This window comes from Cedecea sp. AS113 (assembly GCF_037152415.1).
In the GTDB taxonomy this organism is placed as follows: Bacteria; Pseudomonadota; Gammaproteobacteria; order Enterobacterales; family Enterobacteriaceae; genus Cedecea.
Genome location: NZ_JBBCMI010000005.1, coordinates 269,509 through 291,722, shown reverse-complemented (window position 1 = coordinate 291,722; position 22,214 = coordinate 269,509). Strand labels below are relative to the sequence as shown.

The following is a 22,214-nucleotide window of genomic DNA, read 5'->3' as shown; positions in this document are numbered from 1 at the left end:
GCCAGCGTTCAATCTGAGCCATGATCAAACTCTTCAATTTAAAAGTGTTTGATGCTCAAAGAATTAAAACTGTTTATAAAATCAGTAGTCACTCTTCAAGACTTGATATTTGTTTGCATCCGAAGATGCTGAGATATCAATCCTGCGAGTGCCCACACAGATTGTCTGATAAATTGTTAAAGAGCAGTGAGTCAGTCGCTTTCGCTTGCTAACTCGAGGTGGCGTATAATACGCTTTCCTCTTTCAGAGTCAAGCGTTTATTTTCGCTTTCGTCTGACTGACTACCGGGTTGTGAAGCCGCTTTCGAAGCCGCTTCGCCGTGTCAGTGGAGGCGCATTATAGGGAGTTCTCAGAGCCTGACAACCCCTAATTTGAAAAAACTTTCTGACAGGCTATTTTTTAGTCTAAACGCTTATTTTTAGCGCTTTTTGATGAGTTTTGGCAGGTCTGCGAGGCTATTAATAACCACATCTGCGGCCGCCTCACCTGCTTCTGTCACTGGTTTGCCGGTGCGAACCAGCACTTTAGTCCCCACCATTGCGGCAGCACCAGCCTGCATATCTTCAATTTTATCGCCGACCATATAAGAAGAAGCCATATCAATGTGCAGGAAATCACGGGCAGAAATCAGCATGCCAGGCTGCGGCTTACGACAGTCACAAGTCTGGCTAAACTCTTTCACGCTCCCATCCGGATGATGAGGGCAATAATAGATGCCGTCGAGATCGACGCCGCGGTCCGCCAGCGACCAGTCCATCCATTCGGTCAGGTTTTCAAAGTCAGCCTCGGTGAACATCCCGCGCGCAATGCCGGACTGGTTAGTCACCAGCACCAGAGCAAAGCCCATCTCTTTTAATTCGCGCATTGCATCTATAACACCATCAATAAACTCGAATCGGTCAACTTCATATACATAGCCATGATCGACATTAATGGTGCCATCGCGGTCGAGAAAAATAGCGGGTACGGACTGTGCCACTTGAGAACTCCTGAAACGGGTTAATGGCGTTTAGTATCGCATGATTTAGTAATAAGGAGAGAACAGTCCTTCACTCGCTGATTGATTTAGACGTCTGGATGCCTTAACATCCATATCGATTACGGTAACTTTGGTTACTGGTAGCAGAAAATTCCACGGCTAATACAGATACGATAATAAATAACTCAATGATTAAACTTTCAAATATCACCAAGGTGTTCCAGCAGGGAAACCGCAGCATACAGGCATTGAACAATGTCAGTCTGCACGTACCTGCCGGGCAAATTTATGGCGTGATTGGCGCGTCCGGTGCGGGGAAAAGCACCCTTATCCGCTGTGTAAACCTGCTTGAACGTCCAACCGAAGGTTCAGTTCTGGTTGACGGTCAGGACCTGACAACGCTTTCTGAAACCCAGTTAACCAAAGCCCGCCGCCAGATCGGTATGATCTTCCAGCACTTTAATCTGCTTTCTTCGCGTACCGTTTTTGGTAACGTCGCTCTGCCGCTCGAGTTGGATAACACGCCAAAAGAAGAGATTAAACGTCGCGTTACCGAGCTACTGGACTTAGTAGGTTTAGGTGAAAAGCACGATGCCTGGCCTGCAAACCTTTCCGGCGGTCAGAAGCAGCGCGTCGCGATTGCTCGTGCGCTTGCCAGCAACCCAAAGGTCCTGCTGTGTGACGAAGCTACCAGCGCGTTGGACCCAGCCACGACCCGCTCTATTCTGGAGCTGCTGAAAGACATTAACCGCCGCCTGGGCCTGACCATTCTGCTTATCACCCACGAGATGGATGTGGTCAAACGTATTTGTGACTGCGTGGCCGTGATCAGCAACGGCGAGCTTATTGAGCAGGATACGGTGAGCGAAGTGTTCTCCCATCCGAAGACGCCTCTGGCGCAGCAGTTTATTCAGTCCACACTGCACCTCGACGTGCCGGAAGATTACGCGCAGCGTCTGAACGCAGAGCATAAAGAAAATGCGGTACCTTTATTACGCCTGGAGTTCACTGGCCAGTCGGTCGATGCCCCACTGCTCTCAGAAACAGCACGTACCTTCAACGTGAACAGCAACATTATTAGCGCGCAGATGGATTATGCAGGTGGCGTGAAGTTCGGCATCATGCTGTGTGAAATGCACGGCGAGCCAAAAGATACGCAAGCGGCTATTGCCTGGCTGCAGGAGCAACACGTGAAAGTAGAGGTGCTGGGTTATGTCTGAAGCAATGATTTGGTTACTGGCTCGCGGCGTATATGAAACGTTGGCCATGACCTTTGTGTCCGGTTTCTTCGGATTTGTGCTCGGTCTGCCAGTCGGCGTGCTGCTTTACATCACTCGTCCTGGGCAAATCAGCGCCAATGCGAAGCTTTACCGCAGCCTCTCGGCGATCGTTAACATTTTCCGTTCTATTCCATTCATTATCCTGCTTGTCTGGATGATCCCTTTTACTCGCGTCATCGTAGGAACGTCTATCGGCCTGCAAGCGGCTATCGTTCCGTTGACCGTTGGTGCCGCGCCGTTTATTGCGCGTATGGTTGAAAATGCCCTGCTGGAAATTCCAACCGGCCTGATTGAAGCTTCACGCGCGATGGGCGCTACGCCGCTGCAAATCATTCGTAAAGTACTGCTTCCAGAAGCACTTCCAGGCCTGGTCAACGCCGCGACGATTACCCTTATCACTTTAGTGGGCTATTCTGCTATGGGTGGTGCCGTCGGTGCCGGTGGTCTGGGGCAGATTGGCTATCAGTACGGGTACATCGGCTACAACGCTACCGTAATGAATACCGTACTGGTTCTGCTGGTCGTGCTGGTTTACTTAATTCAATTCTCTGGCGATCGTATCGTCCGGGCTGTTACACACAAATAAACACAACTGCATTCATACAAGGAAAAGGACATGGCTTTTAACTTTAAAACGTTCGCCGCGGTCGGCGCTCTGATTGGCTCTCTGGCCCTGGTGGGTTGCGGTCAGGAAGAGAAAGATCCAAACCACATTAAAGTCGGCGTGATTGCTGGCGCTGAGCAGCAGGTTGCGGAAGTGGCTCAGAAAGTGGCTAAAGAGAAGTATGGCCTCGATGTTGAGCTGGTGACCTTTACCGACTATGTCCTGCCAAACGAAGCACTCAGCAAAGGGGATATCGACGTTAACGCCTTCCAGCACAAACCTTACCTGGATCAGCAGATCAAAGATCGTGGTTATAAGCTGGTTTCCGTAGGCAATACCTTTGTTTATCCAATTGCCGGCTACTCCAAAAAAATCAAATCACTGGCTGAACTGCAGCCGGGTTCTCAGGTAGCACTGCCAAACGACCCGACTAACCTCGGCCGTTCTCTGCTGCTACTGCAGAAAGAAGGTCTGATCAAACTGAAAGACGGCGTTGGTCTGTTGCCAACCGTGCTGGATGTCACCGAGAACCCAAAAAATCTGAAACTGGTTGAGCTGGAAGCACCGCAACTGCCGCGTTCTCTTGACGATGCGCAGATTGCTCTGGCCATCATCAACACCACTTACGCTAGCCAGATTGGCCTGACACCAGCGAAAGACGGTATCTTCGTTGAAGACAAAAACTCGCCTTACGTGAACCTGATCGTTTCTCGTGAAGACAACAAAGATGCAGAAAACGTGAAGAAGTTCGTTCAGGCCTACCAGTCTGACGAAGTGAACGAAGCGGCTAACAAAGTCTTTAACGGCGGCGCGGTTAAAGGCTGGTAAGTTTCCATTCTTCAGTTTTACGTAAATAATTAAAGGCGGGCGCAAGCCCGCCTTGTTATTTTGGTTCGAGCTTGCTTCAATGTTCCCCGTTTTACATTCATTGAGGAAATATTATGCGTGCTTTACCGATCTGTTTATTAGCCTTCGCGCTGAGCGGCTGTTCAATGCTAAGCAGATCCCCAGTAGAACCCGTTCAAAGCACGGCAGCTGCGCCGAAGACAGAAACAGAGAAACCGAAAGCTCCTCGCCCTGTTCCGGTCAGAATCTACACCAACGCAGAAGACTTGGTGGGTAAACCGTTCCGTGATTTAGGCGAAGTCAGCGGCGAGTCTTGCCAGGCAAGCAATCAGGATTCTCCCCCGAATATCCCGACAGCACGTAAACGCATGCAGATTAATGCCTCCAAAATGAAAGCCAATGCGGTCCTGCAGCACAGCTGCGACATCACCACCGGCACGCCAGGGTGCTACCGTCAGGCTGTTTGCGTTGGCTCCGCGCTGCAAGTTTCGGCGCAATGACCCCATTTCAATTTGCACAAATAGGCGTTATTCGCTCCCCTTATAAAGAAAAGTTCGCCGTCCCGCGTCAGCCCGGCCTGGTCAAAGACGGCGGCGGTGAACTGCGTCTGCTTGCGCCTTACAACCAGGCCGATGCCGTTCGTGGGCTGGAAGAGTTTAGCCACCTGTGGCTATTGTTTGTCTTTCACCAAACGATGGAAGGCGGCTGGCGCCCAACCGTACGTCCTCCCCGGCTTGGCGGCAACGCGCGAATGGGCGTGTTTGCTACGCGCTCCACGTTTCGCCCGAATCCAATCGGCATGTCGCTGGTTGAGCTTAAAGGTATTCGTTGCCAAAAAGATGAAGTGATCTTACAGCTCGGCAGTCTGGATTTGGTGGATGGCACGCCCATTGTAGATATCAAACCGTACCTGCCATTTGCAGAAGCCGTGCCGGACGCACGTGCTGGCTATGCACAGCAGGCTCCGCAGGCGGACATGCCTGTGATGTTTACACCAGAAGTGCAGCATCAGTTGACCGGGCTGGAAAAACGCTATCCGCATCTTGCGCGTTTTATCAGTCAGGTGCTTGCTCAGGACCCTCGTCCTGCCTATCGTAAAGGTGAAGATGTCGGGAAAACTTACGCCGTTCTGCTGCTGGACTTTAACGTTCGCTGGCGCATCACAGAACACGGTTTTGAAGTGTTCGCTCTCGAAACGAGTTAATTTAGCCCTCTCTCTTTTGACATCTCTGCCACACTGGTAAACTAAACCACTTTTTTTGAAGCAGGCCGCCGCTGGCCTGCGCTCTGCCGTTCAAATGGAACCGTAACAACATGCGTACTAGCCAATATCTGCTCTCCACTCTGAAGGAGACACCTGCCGACGCTGAAGTAGTCAGCCACCAGCTGATGCTGCGCGCCGGGATGATCCGCAAGCTGGCCTCCGGTTTATACACCTGGCTGCCAACCGGTTTGCGCGTCCTGAAGAAAGTCGAAAACATCGTGCGTGAAGAAATGAGCAACGCCGGTGCTATCGAAATGTGCATGCCGGTGGTTCAACCCGCCGACCTGTGGCAGGAGAGTGGACGTTGGGAACAATACGGCCCGGAGCTGCTGCGCTTTGTTGACCGTGGCGAACGTCCTTTCGTGCTGGGTCCAACCCACGAAGAAGTGATCACCGACCTGATTCGCAACGAACTGAGCTCCTACAAGCAGCTGCCGCTGAATCTGTTCCAGATCCAGACTAAATTCCGTGACGAAGTGCGCCCACGTTTTGGCGTAATGCGTTCCCGCGAATTCCTGATGAAAGACGCCTACTCGTTCCATACGTCTCAGGAATCCCTGCAGGAAACCTACGACAAGATGTATGAGGCTTACAGCAAGATTTTCTCCCGTATGGGTCTGGATTTCCGTGCCGTTCAGGCAGATACCGGCTCTATTGGCGGCAGCGCTTCCCATGAGTTCCAGGTACTGGCCCAAAGCGGTGAAGACGATGTAATCTTCTCTGACAGCTCAGACTATGCGGCAAACATCGAATTCGCTGAAGCTTTAGCGCCGGCAGCAGGCCGCGCAGCGCCAACCGCTGAAATGAGCCAAATCGACACCCCGAACGCAAAAACTATCGCCGAGCTGGTTGAGCAGTTTAACCTGCCAATCGAGAAAACGGTTAAGACTCTGCTGGTGAAAGCCACCGAAGGCAGCGCTTATCCGCTGGTTGCTTTGCTGGTTCGTGGCGATCACGAGCTGAACGAAGTGAAGGCTGAGAAACTGCCGCAGGTAGCAAGTCCGCTAACATTCGCCACCGAACAAGAAATTCGCGACATCGTGAAAGCCGGTCCTGGTTCCCTGGGTCCAATCAATCTGCCTGTTCCAGTTGTGATTGACCGCAGCGTTGCGGCAATGAGTGATTTCGCCGCTGGCGCAAACATCGACGGCAAACACTTTATCGGCATTAACTGGGAACGCGATGTTGCGCTGCCAGAAGTTGCGGATATCCGTAACGTTGTGGCCGGCGATCCAAGCCCGGACGGCAAAGGCACCTTGATGATCAAGCGCGGCATCGAAGTGGGTCACATCTTCCAGTTGGGTACCAAGTACTCTGAAGCGCTGAAAGCCGCGGTTCAGGGTGAAGATGGCCGTAACCAGACCCTGACCATGGGTTGCTACGGCATCGGTGTTACCCGCGTGGTCGCGGCTGCGATTGAACAGAACTTTGACGATCGCGGTATTCTGTGGCCGGACGCTATCGCCCCGTTCCACGTTGCGATTCTGCCAATGAACATGCACAAGTCATTCCGCGTGCAGCAGCTGGCTGAAGAGCTGTATACCACGCTGCGCGCGCAGGGCATCGACGTGCTGCTGGACGATCGTAAAGAGCGTCCAGGCGTGATGTTTGCCGACATGGAGCTGATTGGTATTCCTCACACTATCGTTATCGGCGACCGCAATCTCGACAACGAAGAGATCGAATACAAACATCGCCGTGCCGGTGAGAAGCAGATGATCAAAACCAACGAGATCGTTGATTTCCTGGTGAAGCAGATCAAAGGCTAATTAGCCACTGAGCATCAAAAAGCCCGTCCATCTGGACGGGCTTTTTTGTTTTAGTCGTTACACTCTTTGCCGGGCTTAAATTTCGCACCCTTATCCGCGACCAGCGCTTTTTGTAACTCACCACTGTCTGGAGAAGCCTGCAGCGTAAAGTGCCCTTCTACCACCAGCAGGATTGGCGCGCTGTTCTTGCCGCGTGCTGCCGCATAGGCTCTTTCCAGCTCGGCATTATCCGCAACGGCAAAGGTTTTACCGGTCGCACAGTCCTGGAATACCGCCGCGTCAGCCATGTATTTATACTTGCCTTTCATCGGCATTGGCGTTGACGGCAGCTTCGCATCCACCGCTTTTAGCGTGTAGTTGAACTGCGAATCAATCGGATTGCCTTCACGATCCAGCATCACCAGGCTGTCGCCCTTAGGATGGTAATACTGCTTCTCGCCTTCGCTGTCGGTTAAGACCAGTTTATCGGCAGTCCGCGCCCATTTACCGTAGCTGGCAAATGAGGCTCCTTTACCCTGGTAAGTCTGATTCATCACCCAGGTGCCGTCCTTTTCCAGGAACAGCGAGGTTTCAATCCCTTCACAATCCGCACACGGCACTACGCCGCGATAGCTCTGCTGCATCGGTTTCAATTCCGCCGCCTGAGCCGGGATCAGAGTTTGCGTTTCCGTACGATTATTACAGCCAAATAGCGTGAACAGGCTGAGCGCTGCCAGCGCAGCCAGAAGACTCTTCTTCATGCTTCATTCCTTATGCCGTTGTCCCAATGTTCGTCGCTACTCCGGATGACGACGAACTTTGCCGCGTAGTGCTTTGGTTGTCGATTTCTGCGCCTTTGAGGCCAGACGCCGCTCTTTAGAAGCCCGCGTCGGCTTTGTGGCACGGCGGCTCTTCTGCACTACGGTGAGTTCTTGTATCAATGAAACCAGGCGAGCCACCGCCGCTTCGCGGTTCATCTCCTGGCTTCGGTATTCCTGGGCTTTAATCACCACCACGCCCTCAGGCGTGATCAAATGGTGACTTACTGCCAGCAGACGTATCTTATACGACTCCGGCAGGCTAGAGGCAGGAATATCAAAGCGCAAATGAATCGCCGTTGAGGTTTTATTCACATGCTGCCCGCCCGCCCCCTGGGCGCGAATCGCGGTAATCGTGACTTCATTGTCCGGGATAACGACCGTTCGCGACACGGAAATCATTGTTGCAGCCAGGCCGTAAAGTGAATTTCCAGATTATTCTCGCTGTCGGACAGCCAGATTGCGCCATCCTGAATCGTCGCCTGCAGGTTCATGGTGCGCGTACCAAACTCACTTAGCTTCGCCAGCTGTGCGTCATCCAGATACCAGATGGACAGGTTTTTAAACTGGCTCAGGCGGGTCTGGTTTTGCTGCCACCAAATTTCCGCCGCCCGACTATTATAGGTAAACAATGCCACCTCAGCCGACTGGCTGCAGGCTTTTTTGACCCGACGTTCTTCCGGTAACCCTAGTTCTACCCACAAATCAATGCCAAGGTGATCGTTTTTACGCCAGATTTCCGGCTCGTCTTCTGCGCTGAGGCCACGGGTAAATTCCAGCCGCTCATCCGCATATTTAATCCATGCCAGCAGGCGCAGCATCATGCGCTCCTGCGTTTCCGAGGGATGACGCGCCAGCGTCAGGCTGCTGTCCAGAAACCGATTACGATCGAGATCGGCCACATTTACCGTCGCCTTATAAATTGTCGCTTTTAACGCCATCACACTTCTCCATACACAATTGCGCGCTATTGTAGCGAAATAACACCCCTTCGGCTCTGTGTATGACGGGTATATTTGCGTGGCTGATATCGGTTACATTGCTGTGGTATAGTCACCTTGCTAAACAGAGTTTATCTTCGTAGGCTTAGACTTGACCCCACGAGTAGGTCTGAAGTCGGGACTCTGAGAGGAGGGTATGTGGAAAAGTATTGTGAATTAGTTCGGCAACGCTATGCGGAAATTGCCAGCGGCGATTTAGGCTATATTCCTGATGCCTTAGGATGCGTATTGAAGGCTCTGAACGAAGTTGCCTCCAGCGAGGCCGTATCGGAGTCGGTCAGGGAACAGGCGGCTTATGCTGCCGCGAACTTACTGGTGAGCGATTATGTCAATGAATGATGCGTATCAACCCATCAACTGTGATGATTATGACAATCTCGAGCTCGCCTGCCAGCATCATTTGTTACTGACGCTGGAGTTAAAAGACGGGGAGGTTTTGAAAGCCAAAGCGAGCGATCTGGTTTCTCGTAAAAACGTCGAATACCTGGTTGTCGATAACGCTGGCGCTACGCGTGAGCTACGCCTCGATAAAATTAACAGCTTTAGCCACCCCGAAATCGGCACTATCGTGGTGAGCGTCGAATAAATCTGATCACCCCATCTCAAACAAAACGGGCAGCTATCGAGGCTGCCCGTTTTGTTTACGGCTTCATTGAGGCGTAGTAGGCCGCTAAATCAGAGATATCCTCGTCTGAAAGCCCGCTGACGTAAGCCTTCATGATTTCTGCCTGCCCACCGCTGCGCTCCCCTTTTTTATAAGCCTGAAGCGAATGCTCCAGATAAGCTTCGCTCTGCCCGCCAATGTTTGGGTACAGCGGCGCAGAAGCTTTCCCACTCATGCCATGGCAGGCAACGCAGGTCATGGCCTTCGCTTCCCCGGCCTGGGGATCGCCTTTCGCCAGAGCAGGTAAACTGCAGGCTATCAGCCCAAGCAGCAATACGACGTTTTTCATTGCTCAACTCCCTTTTGCCAGTCTATGTGCCAGCATGAATGTTCCGTAGCTTGTCCTTCACGAGTGACAAAAATACTCGGCGCAGCGATAAGTTGCTCGCCATAAAACAGCAGCGGCGTGGCGTCACGTTCCCATGGCGGAATGCGCAATTCCTGCCAGATTTTTTTCAGCGTTCGCCTTTTATCACGGCCGACAATATGCAGCAAACCTGAAGCCTTAAAACGCAGGCTAACAATTTCGTCCTCTGCTGGCGCACGCACCGGCATTCCCTTCTCGCTGAGTAAAATCATTCCCAGCCCAGGGAGATTCAGGGGGTGATAAGGTGCGGGCCATAAATAGCTTTTTTCCCGATCGATCTTCAGCAGCGGAACCCAATACAGTTCCCCCTGAAAACGCCTGATTTCATGTTCGCCCAGGCGAAGGCGAGGATTGGCATCTTCCCGACTTAAAGCGACTTCCTGCCATAAACGCTGAAGAGAAGCCCGGGACGGCATCGCAGCCCGATGCCAGGAGAGCCAGCGCCGCAGCAGGGCAAATCGCCGTGCCTCACTCATCGCCAGCATCGACTCAATATGCAGCGCGCCCTCGGGTGACATCAAGTTATCCAGCTGTTCGGCAAGCAGTTCATCAAGCAGCTGTTCCTGCTCACCGCATAACTCAGCGCTGCGGGCAACGCTGCGGGAAAAATGGGGCCATCTTTGCTGCAGCAGAGGAACGACTCTCAGACGCAGGAAATTCCGGTCATACTTATCGTCCTGATTACTTTCGTCCTCAATCCAGCTTAGCCGGTGAACGCCAGCCCACTCCTCGAGCTGTGCGCGCGAAGTTGCCAGCAACGGACGCAGTAATGAAGTATCGCCGAAAGGCAAAATCGCAGGCATCGACGCCAGCCCGCCCGGGCCGCTGCCGCGTTTAAGCGCCAACAGGAAAGTCTCACACTGGTCGTCCAAATGCTGTGCCGTCAGCAGCACTTCACCTGCCAAAAGCGAGTCAGAAAGCGCCTGGTAGCGGGCCGCCCTCGCTTCCCCTTCAATCCCCTTGCCGCCGGAGGGAAGCTGAACATAAGCCACTTCGAAGGGCACGTTCCACTTCTCACAAATTGCCCGGCAATGTTCCACCCAGCAGTCTGCTCTCGGGCTGAGTCCATGGTGGATATGCATTGCCCTGATATCCAGGTCGGGTTGCAGCGTATCTCGCAGGGTAACGACTTGGTGCAGCAGAACCGTCGAATCCAGCCCACCGCTAAACGCCACCAGCAGTTGGCGGTGAGGATGCAGAAAAGACTGAAGTTCGCGGCTAGTCATAGTTTGTCGTTACGAGGGGTTTGCCCGGCAAATTACCGGGCATTCGCGGCGCTGGCAAGGTTTACTGCTGATAAAGTTCCAGCGGCAGGCCGTCGGGATCGCTGAAGAAGGTGAAACGTTTGTTGGTATAGGGATCGATGCGGATGGGCTCGCATTTCACGCCGTGGCTTTCCAGATGCGTAATCGCCTGGTCAATGTTTTCCACGCTGAATGCCAGGTGACGAAGCCCGCAGGCCTCCGGGCGACTTGGGCGTACAGGCGGAAACGGAAAAGAGAATAGCTCAATAACGTACTGGCCGTTCAGCGCCAGATCGCCTTTCCAGGAGTCCCGCTCTTTGCGGTAAACTTCCGCTTCCAGCGTAAACTCCAGCACATCGCAATAGAATTGCTTACTGCGTTCGTAGTCCGACGCGATAATCGCGACGTGATGAATTTGCTTTAAACCCAGCATAAAATCTCCTTAGTCACTTCAGGCAAGGTAATCATCGCTTCCCTGCAAAGCAAGCGCTCAAGCCTCTTTTAAGACTCGTACTCTGTAGACGCCGTCCTCACCGAGTTTAGCCCCGTGAATATCCGTTTCAAAGCCCGGATAATGTTCCCCCACAGAGCACAGCATCAGCAGGAAGTCGAGCACCGCCCGACTCTCTTTGGTGATCACTTCTCCCGGCATCACCACCGGCACGCCCGGCGGATAAGGCAGGATCATATTGGCTGAAACTCTGCCCAACAGTTCCTCTATTTCTACCGTTTCTACGTTGCCTTTCACCTGCTGCTGATAAGCCTCATGCGGCGTCATACGCATTTCTGGCAGGACATCAAAAGCGCGCAACATTAGATCGGGCAGGTTATGTTGCTTAATCAGTTTGTGGATCCCCTGCGCCAGCGTCTGAATGCGCATGTTGCGATAAAAGTCCGGATCTTCCGCATAAAGATCCGGCAGCATGTTCTTCACACGCAAATTAAGATCGTAAGAGCGCTTAAACTCCGTCAGCCCGCGCAGCAGGCTTAGCGCTTTTGTCTTATCAATACCGATACTGAACAGGAACAGCAGGTTGTACGGACCGGTCTTCTCAACAACAACGCCCCGCTCGTCGAGAAACTTGGCCACCAGCGCCGCCGGGATCCCCTCTTCTGCCATTTCGCCCAACTCGCTCATGCCCGGCGTCAAAATAGTGACTTTGATAGGGTCGAGATACATGTGTTCCGCATCCGCATCCCTGAAGCCATGCCAGTCTTCTTCACCGGGTGCAATGGGCCAGCACTCGGCCTCATCAACATGATCGGGTTGCCAGATATCGAAGAACCAGTCTTCTGACTCTTCGCGCAGGCGCTGCACTTCACGACGGAAATGCAGGGCACGCTCAACGGAACGGTTGATCAGCCGTTTCCCCGTATTACCGCGCAGCATCGCCGCGGCCGTTTCAATCGAGGCCACCAGCGGATAGCTCGGGGAAGTGGTGGTATGCATCATGTAGGTTTCGTTAAAGGTCTCTTCATCGTAATCACCTTTAATGTGAATCAGCGAAGCCTGGGAGAACGCCGCCAGCAGCTTATGGGTCGACTGGGTTTCATAGATAATTTTCCCCGGTGCTCGATCACCGCTCATGCCGCTTTTTCCCTGATAAATCGGATGGAAGTTGGTATAGGGCACCCAGGCGGAGTCAAAGTGAATCGACGGCACATCCAGCGTTTTTTTGATGAAATCGGTGTTGTACAGCAGCCCATCGTAGGTCGAGTTGGTGATAACCGCGTGTACCGGCCACTGCGCATTCGGGGTTTCAGCGACCTTTTTCTCGATATTTTCACGAGTAAATTCACGCTGCGGAATACCGCCCAGGATCCCCAGCGCGTTACGCGTTGGCTTCAGCCAGATTGGCACCAGATTGGTCATCATCAGCAAATGGGTCAGCGATTTATGGCAGTTACGATCGACCAGAATTGTGCTGCCGGATGGCGCGGCATACATGCCGACTATCTTGTTCGACGTCGAAGTCCCGTTAGTCACCATATAGCTTTGTTCGGCGCCGAAGGTGCGGGCAATGTACTCCTCCGCCTCCAGATGAGGGCCGGTATGATCTAGCAGCGAACCCAGCTCCGTAACCGAAATCGACACGTCGGCCTTCAGCGTGTTGCCGCCAAAAAAGTCGTAAAACAAGCAGCCGACCGGGCTTTTCTGGTAGGCGGTACCGGCCATATGCCCTGGCGTACAGAAAGTGTATTTTCCCTCTTTCACATAGGTGAACAGCGCTTTGGTCAGCGGCGGCGTAATCGTATCCAGGTACTCGTCGGTGTACTGGCGAATACGCAGGGCGATGTCGTCGGCCGCGCTCAGCGCATACTCGAAGAACCACAGCGCCATGCGCATTTCATTCACGCTAACGTTTAGAGAGGAATGTGTATTGATGAATGCATACAGCGGCAGATCTTCATTCAGCAGGTTAATTTCGCTGCACAAGTCGAGGCTGTATTCGTCCCAGTCAAAGACCACGCCGCAGATACGAGGGTTGTGCTCAATCAGCTTAAGCAGGTCAGTGCTGTTGGTGGGGTAGATGAGCTGAAAGCCCTGCAGCTCCAGCGCGCGATGCAGTTCCTTAATAGGCTCGTCTTTGTAGAAAACGCCGTGCGGCCCCATAATCGCAATGGTATTCAATGTTCACCTCCTGGAAATCACCTGGCTAAGCATAGCGCAATGGGATTTTCCATGAAGCAATAAATGCAAAAAGGGCCGGAAAATCCGACCCTTATCGATATTTTACAACTCAAAATCAGGCGTAGCCGTAGCTCATCAGGCGCTGATAACGACGGTTTAACAATTCATCTTTGTTCAACACGTCGAGATCCGCCAGATCGGCCAGCAGCTGTGCGCGCAGGGAAGCAGCCATCACTTCTGGATTGCGATGCGCACCACCCAACGGCTCTGGGATTACGGTATCGATCAGCTTCAGCTCTTTCAGTCGAGGAGCAATGATCCCCATCGCTTCTGCGGCCAGCGGGGCTTTATCCGCACTCTTCCACAGGATTGACGCACAGCCTTCCGGGGAAATAACGGAGTAAGTGCTGTACTGCAGCATGTTTACTTTGTCACCCACGCCAATGGCCAGCGCACCACCGGAACCACCTTCACCGATAACGGTACAAATGACCGGTACTTTCAGACGGGACATTTCACGCAGGTTGCGGGCGATCGCTTCAGACTGACCACGTTCTTCGGCGCCAACGCCCGGATAAGCACCCGGCGTGTCGATGAAGGTAATGATCGGCATGTTAAAACGTTCAGCCATTTCCATCAGACGCAGCGCTTTACGGTAGCCTTCTGGTGCCGGCATACCGAAGTTACGACGGATTTTCTCTTTGGTTTCGCGCCCTTTCTGATGACCAATGATCATCACCGGACGACCTTCCAGACGAGCAATACCGCCCACGATAGCTTTATCGTCGGCATAGGCACGATCGCCGGCCAGTTCGTCGAACTCATCAAAAGCCAGACGAACGTAATCCAGGGTGTACGGACGCTGCGGATGGCGCGCCAGCTGCGCAATCTGCCATGCACCTAAATCAGCGAAGATCTTGCGGGTCAGCTCAACGCTTTTCTCGCGCAGACGCTGCACTTCTTCGTCCAGATTAATATCCAGTTTTTCATCCTGGCGGCTAACGGCCGTCAGGGAATCGATTTTCGCTTCCAGCTCTGCAATCGGCTGTTCGAAATCAAGGAAATTCAGACTCATAATATTCCTGTTTTAGTCAAACTCCAGTTCCACCTGCTCCGAACCAATCAGCGTTCGCAGATCGTTAAGTAAACGATCGCTAGGGGAAACACGCCATGTCGCACCGAAGCGCAACCGGGCTCGTGCATCCACCCTCTGATAGTAGAGATGTACTGGAATTGTCCCCGAACGATGGGGTTCCAGAGACTGACGGAGACGGTTTAAAAGCTGGTCATCAATTTGCCTGTCCGTCAGCGAGATAGCAAGCCCACGCGCGTACTTTTCACGGGCTTCGTCGATGTCCATCAGCTCGCGGGCCGTCATTTTAAGCCCTCCGCTGAAGTCATCAAAGCTGACCTGTCCGCTAACGATCAGGATACGGTCTTTTTCCAGCAGATGCTGGTATTTTTCTAGCGCATCTGTGAATAACATCACTTCCAGACGACCAGAGCGGTCATCCAGCGTACAGATGCCGATGCGATTACCTCGCTTGGTGACCATAACCCGCGAAGCAATCACCAGACCCGCAGCCGTGGTCATTTTACCACGTTCCGTCGGGTGCATCTCTTTCAGGCGCATGCCACCGACATAGCGCTCGATTTCTTTCAGGTACTGGTTGATCGGGTGACCGGTAAGATACAGTCCGAGCGTCTCACGCTCCCCTTCCAGCACCACTTGTTCAGGCCAGGGAATCACGCTGGCGTAGGACTTTTCGACCTGCTCAGGCTCTTCGGCCAGAACGCCGAACATATCTGCCTGGCCAATAGCTTCCGCTTTCGCGTGCTGATCAGCTGCTTTTAACGCATCACCTAGCGCATTCATCAGCGCCGCGCGGTGAGGCCCAAGGCGGTCAAAAGCCCCGGACATAATGAGTTTTTCCAGCACCCTGCGGTTAAGCTTTTTGATATCGGAACGCGCGCACAAATCAAAGAGATCGAGGAAATGCCCGCCTTGATTACGCGCTTCGATAATGGCTTCAATCGGGCCTTCACCCACGCCTTTTATCGCGCCGATGCCGTAAACAATTTCCCCGTCATCGTTAACGTGGAAATGGTAAAGGCCAGAGTTAATATCCGGCGACAGGACTTTCAGCCCCATGCGCCAGCACTCATCCACCAGGCCCACCACTTTCTCGGTGTTATCCATATCGGCGGTCATTACGGCCGCCATAAACTCTGCCGGGTAGTGCGCCTTCAGCCACAGCGTCTGATACGAAACCAAAGCATAGGCGGCAGAGTGAGATTTGTTAAATCCGTACCCGGCAAATTTCTCTACCAGGTCAAAGATTTTCATCGACAGCTCGCCGTCGACGCCGTTTTTGATTGCGCCCTCTTCAAAAGTGCCGCGCTGCTTGGCCATCTCTTCCGGTTTCTTTTTACCCATCGCTCGACGCAGCATATCCGCGCCGCCGAGGGTATAACCGGAAAGCACCTGGGCAATCTGCATAACCTGTTCCTGATACAGGATGATGCCGTAGGTAGGCTCCAGTACCGGCTTCAGGCTTTCGTGCTGCCATTCCACGTCCGGATAAGAAATCGCTTCGCGGCCATGTTTACGGTCGATGAAGTTATCTACCATCCCCGACTGCAGCGGGCCCGGACGGAAAAGTGCCACAAGGGCGATCATGTCTTCGAAGCAGTCAGGCTGCAGACGCTTAATCAGGTCTTTCATGCCGCGGGATTCAAGCTGGAAGACCGCGGTGGTTTCCGAGCGCTGCAGCATGTCGAAGCTTTTCTTATCGTCGAGCGGAATGGCGGCGATATCAATCGGCTCCAGCCCCTGTTTTGCCCGACGCGGGTTGATCATTTTCAGCGCCCAGTCGATGATCGTCAGCGTACGCAGCCCCAGGAAGTCAAACTTCACCAGGCCCGCATATTCAACGTCGTTCTTGTCGAACTGGGTAACCGGATGCTGCCCCTGGTCGTCACAATAAAGCGGCGCAAAATCGGTAATTTTGGTTGGGGCGATAACCACGCCCCCGGCATGCTTACCGGCGTTACGCGTGACGCCTTCCAGCTTGCGCGCCATGTCGATCAGGGCTTTAACTTCTTCGTCAGCTTCGTAGATCTCCGGCAGCTGCGGCTCCGCCTCAAAGGCTTTCGCCAGCGTCATGCCGGGATCCGGCGGCACCAGTTTGGAAATGCGATCGACAAAACCGTAAGGGTGGCCGAGTACGCGACCTACGTCGCGAATAACCGCCTTCGCCGCCATCGTACCAAAGGTAATGATCTGCGAAACGGCTTCACGCCCATACATCTCGGAAACGTGGTCGATCACCTGGTCGCGTTTTTCCATGCAGAAATCAACGTCGAAGTCAGGCATCGAAACACGTTCCGGGTTAAGGAAACGTTCGAACAGCAGGTCAAACTCAAGCGGGTCGAGGTCGGTGATCTTCAGCGCATAGGCCACCAGCGACCCCGCACCTGAACCACGCCCTGGCCCGACCGGCACGCCGTTATCCTTCGACCACTGGATAAACTCCATTACGATCAGGAAGTAGCCGGGAAAGCCCATCTGGTTGATAACCTGCAGCTCGATATCCAGGCGCTCGTCGTATTCAGGGCGTTTCTGCGCACGCACTTCCGGGTCCGGGAACAGGAACTCAAGACGTTCTTCCAGCCCCTCTTTGGATTTCATGACCAGGAAGTCTTCGGTGGTCATCTCTCCCGTCGGGAATTGCGGCAGGAAGTACTCACCCAGGCGCACGGTCACGTTACAGCGCTTGGCAATCTCAACGCTGTTTTCCAGCGCTTCCGGGATGTCCGAAAACAGCTCGCACATCTCTTCTTCGCTACGCATATATTGCTGGGCGGAGTAGTTACGCGGGCGCTTAGGATCGTCCAGCGTGAAGCCATCGTGGATCGCCACTCGGATCTCGTGGGCATCAAAGTCGCCGGCATCAATAAAGCGGACATCGTTGGTGGCAACCACCGGCAAGCCGCGTTCGTCAGCCAGCGCCACGGCGGCGTGAAGATAGTTTTCTTCATCCACCCGACCGGTGCGAATCAGTTCCAGATAGAAGCGATCGGCAAAATGCTGCTGCCAGAATTCCAGGCACTGATCGACCAGCGGCTGGTTTCCACGAAGCAGGCTTTTGCCAATATCTCCCATGCGCCCACCGGAGAGCAGAATTAGCCCCTCGTTTAACTCTACCAGCCACTCTCGGTCAATAATCGGGCCCGCTGCGCCGTAGCCACGCTGGTAGGCACGAGAGATCAGTAAGGTAAGGTTTTGGTAGCCTTCATTGTTTGCAGCCAGCACCGTCAAGTGACTAAGCTCATCGCCTAACAGCTCGTTGGCAACGTTAAAGTCCGCACCGATGATCGGCTTAATACCGGCGCCATGGCCGGAACCATAGAATTTGACCAACCCACAGAGGTTGGTGAAATCGGTGATAGCGAGAGCAGGCATTCCCAGCGCCGCGGCTTTTTTTACCAGCGGCCCGGTCTTCGCCAGCCCATCAATCATGGAATAGTCGCTGTGCACCCGAAGGTGAATGAAACGTGGTTCAGCCATCTCTCACCAATTACTCTGTATCAGCTACTAAGGCTCAGGAGACGAGCCCAAGCGCGCGTTTGACGGGGCCAAAACTGCGGCGATGGTGCTCGGTGGCACCATGCTCGGCCAGCTTTTCGAGATGAAAAGCGGTTGGGTAGCCCTTGTGCTGAGCAAAACCGTACTGCGGGAAGCTGAGATCCAGTTCGGCCATTTCACGATCGCGCGTGACTTTGGCAAGTATTGACGCCGCACTGATTTCTGCCACCCGGCTGTCGCCTTTAACAACCGCCAGCGACGGCATAGGCAACACAGGGCAACGGTTGCCGTCAATCAACACATATTCAGGCACAACATTCAGGCCCGCAACCGCACGCTGCATGGCCAGCATCGTGGCATGCAAAATGTTGATATTGTCGATCTCGTGCGGCTCGGCACGGCCCAGACTCCAGCTTAATGCCTTTTCGACAATTTCGTCATACAGCGCCAGACGGCGTTTTTCAGATAATTTCTTCGAGTCCGCCAGCCCTATAATCGGCTTTGCCGGATCGAGGATCACAGCTGCAGTAACAACGGCGCCGACCAAAGGCCCGCGCCCTACTTCATCCACGCCGGCGACAAGGTGCGTATGCGGGTAAACAAATTCGATCATTGAGCCAGCTCCAGCACGGCGTCCGCCGCCTGCTTGTCCGCATTACAACGGATCTGCTGATGCAAATCCCGGAAGGTGTCATGCATCTGATGGCTGACGGCACCGTCTTCCAGCAGCGGCTCCAGCGCACAGGCAAGCCCGATAGGCTCACATTCATTTTGCAGCAGCTCTTTAACCAGCTCGCGGCCTGCCAGTAAATTTGGCAGTGAAACGTAATCAGTTTTCACCAGCCGCTTCGCCAGCCAGAACGTGAACGGCTTCATGCGATAGCCAACCACCATCGGGCATTTGGCCAACATACATTCAAGCGCAGCCGTGCCGGAGGCCAGAAGCGCCGCGTCACTGGCAATCATCGCTTCACGTGCTTTTCCGTCCAGCAGATGTACATGCAGTTCGGGGGCAATCTCAGCTTTAATCTTTTCGAACTGCTCACGACGCTTTGCATTCACCAGTGGCACCACGACTTCCAGTGCAGGCCAACGCTTGCGAAGCAGTTGCGCTGTTCTGAGGAAGTCTGCGCTAAGCATTTCGACTTCAGCGCCGCGACTGCCGGGCAACAACGCCAGGCATTTTGCATCTGCCGCAATGCCTAACGTCGCACGCGCAGCGTTTTTATCCGGATCGAGCGGCATGGCATCCGCCATGGTATGCCCGATGAAACGACACGGTACATTAAACCGGTCGTAAAACGCTTTTTCGAAAGGCAGAAAAGCCAATACCAGATCGGTCGCTCTGCCAATTTTGAAAACGCGTTTTTGTCGCCATGCCCAGACGGACGGACTGACGTAGTGGATCGTACGGATCCCTTGTTTTTTGAGGTTGCCTTCAAGCGTGATATTGAAATCCGGCGCATCAATGCCGACAAAGACGTCGGGCTGCAGCTCGGTGAAGCGCTTCGTGAGATCGCTGCGGATCTGCAGCAGGCGACGTAAACGGCCAAGCACTTCAACGATGCCCATGACCGCAAGCTCTTCCATTTCATACCAGGCTTCACAACCTTCAGCCTGCATAAGCGGCCCGGCCACGCCAACAAAGCGAGCATCAGGCACGCGAGCTTTCAGTTCGCGAATAAGTCCAGCACCAAGAATATCGCCGGAGGTTTCTCCGGCGACCAGGGCAATCGTAAGGGGACGACCAGGCTTCATTAACGAATCAAACCGCGCGTGGAGCGGGCAAAGAATTCAATAAATGCATTCACTTCCGGATGCTGAGCTGCAATTTCAGCAATTTCCGGCTTCGCCTCTTCAAGCGTCTTGCCGCTGCGATAGAGGATCTTGTAGGCGTTGCGAATAGCGTGCAGCGCTTCTTTGCTGAAACCGCGACGCTTCAGGCCTTCAATGTTCACACCAAACGGCGTCGCATGGTTGCCCTGTGCGATAACGTAAGGTGGAACATCCTGAGCAACGCCGGAACAGCCGCCAACCATCACGTGGGCACCGATGATGCAGAACTGATGCACCGCAGTCATTCCACCGATGATGGCGTGATCCCCGATTTGTACGTGACCCGCAAGCGTTGCGTTGTTCGCGAGGATAACGCGATCGCCAATCTGGCAATCATGCGCAACGTGCGCATTGATCATCAGCAGGTTGTCGCTTCCCACCTTCGTTAATCCAGCATCTTGCACCGTGCCGCGATGGATGGTGACGCTTTCGCGAATGCGGTTGCGGTCGCCAATTTCCACGCGAGTTGGCTCACCCGCATATTTCAGATCCTGGTTAACTTCACCGATAGACGCGAACTGGTAGATCTCATTGTCACGGCCAATTTTGGTGTGACCATTGACGACAACATGAGATTTCAGAACCGTGCCTTCGCCGATTTCAACGTTTGGACCTACGAGACAAAACGGGCCAATGTGAACGTTAGCGCCAATGACGGCACCTTCTTCCACAATAGCGGTTGGATGAATAAAGGCGGACTTATCAATCACGTATTATGCCTCCCGGCTGCGTGCACACATCATGGTCGCTTCGCAGACAATCTTGCCGTCAACAATTGCGACGCCTTTGAAACGCGTCAAACCACGACGAGTTTTCTCAAAGGTCACTTCCATAATCATCTGATCGCCAGGCACAACAGGGCGCTTAAAGCGCGCTTCATCGATGCCAGCAAAGTAATACAGTTCACCCGGCTCAAGTTTACCCACGCTTTTAAATGCAAGAATACCGGTAGCCTGTGCCATCGCTTCCAGGATCAATACGCCCGGGAAAATCGGCTTACCAGGGAAGTGCCCCTGGAAAAACGGCTCATTTACAGAGACATTTTTTACTGCGCGCAGAAAACGACCTTCTTCAAAATCCAGCACGCGATCAACCAGCAAGAACGGATAACGGTGCGGCAGAAGCTCTAAAATCTCTTCAATGTGCAGAGTATGAGTGTCAGTTGTCAAAATACTCTTCCTGTCTAAATATTCTAAATGACAATAATAACACGGCCTGCGGCAATTAAAGAATGCCAGCAGGCCGCAAATCAAAAAGCGCGGCTTACGCTCCAGCCCTAATGGCCGGAAACACGGCAGCGCAGGGAGCAGGCGACGATCAGTCTTGTTGATTGACCTTACGTTCGATGGCTTTCAAGCGTTTGCTCATCTCATCGATGTTCATCACCAGGGCGGCGGTTTTACGCCACGCTTTGTTCGGTTGGAGCGGGATCCCCGAAGAGTAAACTCCCGGTTCAGTGATTGGACGCATCACCATTCCCATTCCTGTCACGGTCACCTTGTCACAGATTTCCATATGGCCGTTGATTACGCTGGCACCACCAATCATGCAGTAACGGCCAATTTTAAGGCTGCCCGCCATGATAACGCCACCCGCAACCGCAGTATTGTCGCCAATCACAACGTTATGTGCAATCTGGCACTGGTTATCAATGATAACACCATTGCCGATGATCGTGTCATCCAGGGCGCCGCGATCGATTGTCGTACAGGCACCAATTTCAACGCGATCGCCAATAATGACCCGGCCTAGCTGAGGAATTTTCACCCAGTTACCGCGATCGTTAGCGTAGCCAAAACCATCTGACCCAATCACCGTGCTGGACTGAATCAAGCACTGAGCACCGATTTCGATGTTGTGATAGATGGAGACATTGGCCCATAAACGGCTACCCGCGCCGATTTTGGTATTTTTTCCTACAAAGCAGCCAGCGCCGATCACCACGTTATCACCCAGCTCAACGCCTGATTCGATAACGGCATTTGCGCCGATAGAAACATTTTGACCAAGCCTCGCGGTCGCATCAACAGCTGCGCTTGGCGCAATATTGCTTGCAGGCTGAGGCGTGGTATCAAGAATTTGGGCCATACGAGCATAGGTCAGGTAGGGATTCTTCACTACCAGCGCCGCGCTCTTAGCGTATGGAAGGTCGGCTTCGGTCATCACGACGGCAGAAGCCTGGCAGACAGCCAGCTGTTCACGATAGCGAGGGTTAACCATGAACGTAATGTGGCCAGACTGGGCAGTTTGCATAGATGCAACGCCGGTGATGACGATATCGCCATCACCGTGCAATTCTGCATCCAACTGCTGGGCTAATTCAGCCAGTCGAATTGAAGACAT

The 22,214-nt window shown here is 53.4% G+C and carries 23 protein-coding genes; 8 read left to right on the top strand and 15 right to left on the bottom strand.

Annotation, left to right across the window (positions count from 1 at the left end):
* Positions 1 to 418 precede the first annotated feature (418 nt).
* Positions 419 to 979 (bottom strand): D-glycero-beta-D-manno-heptose 1,7-bisphosphate 7-phosphatase, encoded by a 561-nt coding sequence (gmhB, locus tag WFN87_RS08590; RefSeq protein WP_336982883.1) that lies wholly within the window; start codon positions 977 to 979, stop codon positions 419 to 421.
* Between the two features lie 188 nt (positions 980 to 1,167).
* Between gmhB and metN the strand changes: the two genes are divergently transcribed.
* The 6 genes from metN to proS all read left to right on the top strand — a co-directional run bounded on the left by metN (position 1,168) and on the right by proS (position 6,742).
* Positions 1,168 to 2,199 carry a methionine ABC transporter ATP-binding protein MetN gene (gene metN / locus WFN87_RS08585; protein WP_008456982.1) on the top strand — a complete coding sequence of 344 codons (1,032 nt, stop codon included), beginning with the start codon at positions 1,168 to 1,170 and terminating at the stop codon, positions 2,197 to 2,199.
* The gene (locus WFN87_RS08580) at positions 2,192 to 2,845 is read left to right on the top strand and encodes a methionine ABC transporter permease MetI (RefSeq protein ID WP_008456980.1); all 654 of its coding nucleotides are present in this window, start codon (positions 2,192 to 2,194) and stop codon (positions 2,843 to 2,845) included. The genes metN and WFN87_RS08580 overlap by 8 nt, the downstream gene beginning before the upstream one ends.
* A 30-nt stretch (positions 2,846 to 2,875) precedes the next feature.
* Complete coding sequence (locus tag WFN87_RS08575) at positions 2,876 to 3,691, top strand: MetQ/NlpA family lipoprotein (RefSeq protein WP_008456978.1); 816 nt, start codon at positions 2,876 to 2,878, stop codon at positions 3,689 to 3,691.
* A 113-nt stretch (positions 3,692 to 3,804) separates the two neighbouring features.
* Positions 3,805 to 4,209, top strand: a complete 405-nt coding sequence (rcsF, locus tag WFN87_RS08570; protein WP_008456976.1) for an Rcs stress response system protein RcsF — start codon at positions 3,805 to 3,807, stop codon at positions 4,207 to 4,209.
* Positions 4,206 to 4,913 carry a tRNA (N6-threonylcarbamoyladenosine(37)-N6)-methyltransferase TrmO gene (gene tsaA / locus WFN87_RS08565; protein ID WP_166866711.1) on the top strand — a complete coding sequence of 236 codons (708 nt, stop codon included), beginning with the start codon at positions 4,206 to 4,208 and terminating at the stop codon, positions 4,911 to 4,913. Before rcsF ends, tsaA begins: the two co-directional genes overlap by 4 nt.
* A gap of 110 nt (positions 4,914 to 5,023) precedes the next feature.
* Positions 5,024 to 6,742 (top strand): proline--tRNA ligase, encoded by a 1,719-nt coding sequence (gene proS / locus WFN87_RS08560; RefSeq protein WP_336982882.1) that lies wholly within the window; start codon positions 5,024 to 5,026, stop codon positions 6,740 to 6,742.
* Positions 6,743 to 6,792: 50 nt separating this feature from the next.
* Here proS and nlpE read toward each other — a convergent pair whose 3' ends face one another.
* The 3 genes from nlpE to WFN87_RS08545 are packed head-to-tail and all read right to left on the bottom strand — an operon-like array spanning position 6,793 to position 8,480.
* On the bottom strand, positions 6,793 to 7,482 hold the full coding sequence (gene nlpE, locus WFN87_RS08555) for an envelope stress response activation lipoprotein NlpE (RefSeq protein ID WP_008456969.1): 690 nt from the start codon (positions 7,480 to 7,482) through the stop codon (positions 6,793 to 6,795).
* Between the two features lie 36 nt (positions 7,483 to 7,518).
* Positions 7,519 to 7,941, bottom strand: coding sequence for an alternative ribosome rescue aminoacyl-tRNA hydrolase ArfB (gene arfB / locus WFN87_RS08550; protein WP_008456967.1), 423 nt, complete (start codon positions 7,939 to 7,941; stop codon positions 7,519 to 7,521).
* Complete coding sequence (locus WFN87_RS08545; RefSeq protein ID WP_008456965.1) at positions 7,938 to 8,480, bottom strand: YaeQ family protein; 543 nt, start codon at positions 8,478 to 8,480, stop codon at positions 7,938 to 7,940. Before WFN87_RS08545 ends, arfB begins: the two co-directional genes overlap by 4 nt.
* A 198-nt stretch (positions 8,481 to 8,678) precedes the next feature.
* On the opposite strand from WFN87_RS08545, the gene WFN87_RS08540 reads away from it, so the two are divergent.
* The gene (locus tag WFN87_RS08540) at positions 8,679 to 8,879 is read left to right on the top strand and encodes a YaeP family protein (protein ID WP_008456963.1); all 201 of its coding nucleotides are present in this window, start codon (positions 8,679 to 8,681) and stop codon (positions 8,877 to 8,879) included.
* On the top strand, positions 8,866 to 9,126 hold the full coding sequence (rof, locus tag WFN87_RS08535; protein WP_008456962.1) for a Rho-binding antiterminator: 261 nt from the start codon (positions 8,866 to 8,868) through the stop codon (positions 9,124 to 9,126). The genes WFN87_RS08540 and rof overlap by 14 nt, the downstream gene beginning before the upstream one ends.
* A gap of 55 nt (positions 9,127 to 9,181) precedes the next feature.
* On the opposite strand, the gene WFN87_RS08530 is transcribed toward rof, so the two are convergent.
* The 11 genes from WFN87_RS08530 to lpxD all read right to left on the bottom strand — a co-directional run bounded on the left by WFN87_RS08530 (position 9,182) and on the right by lpxD (position 22,214).
* Positions 9,182 to 9,493, bottom strand: coding sequence for a c-type cytochrome (locus WFN87_RS08530; RefSeq protein WP_336982881.1), 312 nt, complete (start codon positions 9,491 to 9,493; stop codon positions 9,182 to 9,184).
* The gene (gene tilS, locus WFN87_RS08525) at positions 9,490 to 10,797 is read right to left on the bottom strand and encodes a tRNA lysidine(34) synthetase TilS (RefSeq protein ID WP_336982880.1); all 1,308 of its coding nucleotides are present in this window, start codon (positions 10,795 to 10,797) and stop codon (positions 9,490 to 9,492) included. The genes WFN87_RS08530 and tilS overlap by 4 nt, the downstream gene beginning before the upstream one ends.
* Before the next feature lie 61 nt (positions 10,798 to 10,858).
* Positions 10,859 to 11,248: a VOC family protein gene (locus tag WFN87_RS08520; RefSeq protein WP_008456956.1), complete on the bottom strand. Its 390-nt coding sequence runs from the start codon at positions 11,246 to 11,248 to the stop codon at positions 10,859 to 10,861.
* Between the two features lie 57 nt (positions 11,249 to 11,305).
* Entirely contained in the window at positions 11,306 to 13,447 is a 2,142-nt protein-coding gene (locus tag WFN87_RS08515) for a lysine decarboxylase LdcC (RefSeq protein ID WP_336982879.1), read from the bottom strand.
* A 115-nt stretch (positions 13,448 to 13,562) separates the two neighbouring features.
* Complete coding sequence (gene accA / locus WFN87_RS08510) at positions 13,563 to 14,522, bottom strand: acetyl-CoA carboxylase carboxyl transferase subunit alpha (RefSeq protein WP_008456951.1); 960 nt, start codon at positions 14,520 to 14,522, stop codon at positions 13,563 to 13,565.
* Between the two features lie 12 nt (positions 14,523 to 14,534).
* The gene (gene dnaE, locus WFN87_RS08505) at positions 14,535 to 18,017 is read right to left on the bottom strand and encodes a DNA polymerase III subunit alpha (protein ID WP_166876682.1); all 3,483 of its coding nucleotides are present in this window, start codon (positions 18,015 to 18,017) and stop codon (positions 14,535 to 14,537) included.
* A 34-nt stretch (positions 18,018 to 18,051) separates the two neighbouring features.
* A complete protein-coding gene (gene rnhB, locus WFN87_RS08500; RefSeq protein WP_008456948.1) occupies positions 18,052 to 18,648 on the bottom strand; it encodes a ribonuclease HII in 597 nt (198 codons plus the stop codon).
* Positions 18,645 to 19,793 (bottom strand): lipid-A-disaccharide synthase, encoded by a 1,149-nt coding sequence (lpxB, locus tag WFN87_RS08495; RefSeq protein WP_008456946.1) that lies wholly within the window; start codon positions 19,791 to 19,793, stop codon positions 18,645 to 18,647. The genes rnhB and lpxB overlap by 4 nt, the downstream gene beginning before the upstream one ends.
* A complete protein-coding gene (lpxA, locus tag WFN87_RS08490) occupies positions 19,793 to 20,581 on the bottom strand; it encodes an acyl-ACP--UDP-N-acetylglucosamine O-acyltransferase (RefSeq protein WP_008456945.1) in 789 nt (262 codons plus the stop codon). Before lpxA ends, lpxB begins: the two co-directional genes overlap by 1 nt.
* A 3-nt stretch (positions 20,582 to 20,584) precedes the next feature.
* A complete protein-coding gene (gene fabZ / locus WFN87_RS08485) occupies positions 20,585 to 21,040 on the bottom strand; it encodes a 3-hydroxyacyl-ACP dehydratase FabZ (protein ID WP_039290428.1) in 456 nt (151 codons plus the stop codon).
* A 148-nt stretch (positions 21,041 to 21,188) separates the two neighbouring features.
* Positions 21,189 to 22,214, bottom strand: a complete 1,026-nt coding sequence (gene lpxD, locus WFN87_RS08480) for a UDP-3-O-(3-hydroxymyristoyl)glucosamine N-acyltransferase (RefSeq protein ID WP_008456942.1) — start codon at positions 22,212 to 22,214, stop codon at positions 21,189 to 21,191.

Coding starts and splice junctions, on each gene's coding strand:
- metN (WP_008456982.1), top strand. CDS start 1,168: ATGATTAAACTTTCAAATATCACCAAGGTGTTCCAGCAGGGAAACCGC.
- WFN87_RS08580 (WP_008456980.1), top strand. CDS start 2,192: ATGTCTGAAGCAATGATTTGGTTACTGGCTCGCGGCGTATATGAAACG.
- WFN87_RS08575 (WP_008456978.1), top strand. CDS start 2,876: ATGGCTTTTAACTTTAAAACGTTCGCCGCGGTCGGCGCTCTGATTGGC.
- rcsF (WP_008456976.1), top strand. CDS start 3,805: ATGCGTGCTTTACCGATCTGTTTATTAGCCTTCGCGCTGAGCGGCTGT.
- tsaA (WP_166866711.1), top strand. CDS start 4,206: ATGACCCCATTTCAATTTGCACAAATAGGCGTTATTCGCTCCCCTTAT.
- proS (WP_336982882.1), top strand. CDS start 5,024: ATGCGTACTAGCCAATATCTGCTCTCCACTCTGAAGGAGACACCTGCC.
- nlpE (WP_008456969.1), bottom strand. CDS start 7,482: ATGAAGAAGAGTCTTCTGGCTGCGCTGGCAGCGCTCAGCCTGTTCACG.
- arfB (WP_008456967.1), bottom strand. CDS start 7,941: ATGATTTCCGTGTCGCGAACGGTCGTTATCCCGGACAATGAAGTCACG.
- WFN87_RS08545 (WP_008456965.1), bottom strand. CDS start 8,480: ATGGCGTTAAAAGCGACAATTTATAAGGCGACGGTAAATGTGGCCGAT.
- rof (WP_008456962.1), top strand. CDS start 8,866: ATGTCAATGAATGATGCGTATCAACCCATCAACTGTGATGATTATGAC.
- WFN87_RS08530 (WP_336982881.1), bottom strand. CDS start 9,493: ATGAAAAACGTCGTATTGCTGCTTGGGCTGATAGCCTGCAGTTTACCT.
- tilS (WP_336982880.1), bottom strand. CDS start 10,797: ATGACTAGCCGCGAACTTCAGTCTTTTCTGCATCCTCACCGCCAACTG.
- WFN87_RS08520 (WP_008456956.1), bottom strand. CDS start 11,248: ATGCTGGGTTTAAAGCAAATTCATCACGTCGCGATTATCGCGTCGGAC.
- accA (WP_008456951.1), bottom strand. CDS start 14,522: ATGAGTCTGAATTTCCTTGATTTCGAACAGCCGATTGCAGAGCTGGAA.
- dnaE (WP_166876682.1), bottom strand. CDS start 18,017: ATGGCTGAACCACGTTTCATTCACCTTCGGGTGCACAGCGACTATTCC.
- rnhB (WP_008456948.1), bottom strand. CDS start 18,648: ATGATCGAATTTGTTTACCCGCATACGCACCTTGTCGCCGGCGTGGAT.
- lpxB (WP_008456946.1), bottom strand. CDS start 19,793: ATGAAGCCTGGTCGTCCCCTTACGATTGCCCTGGTCGCCGGAGAAACC.
- lpxD (WP_008456942.1), bottom strand. CDS start 22,214: ATGTCTTCAATTCGACTGGCTGAATTAGCCCAGCAGTTGGATGCAGAA.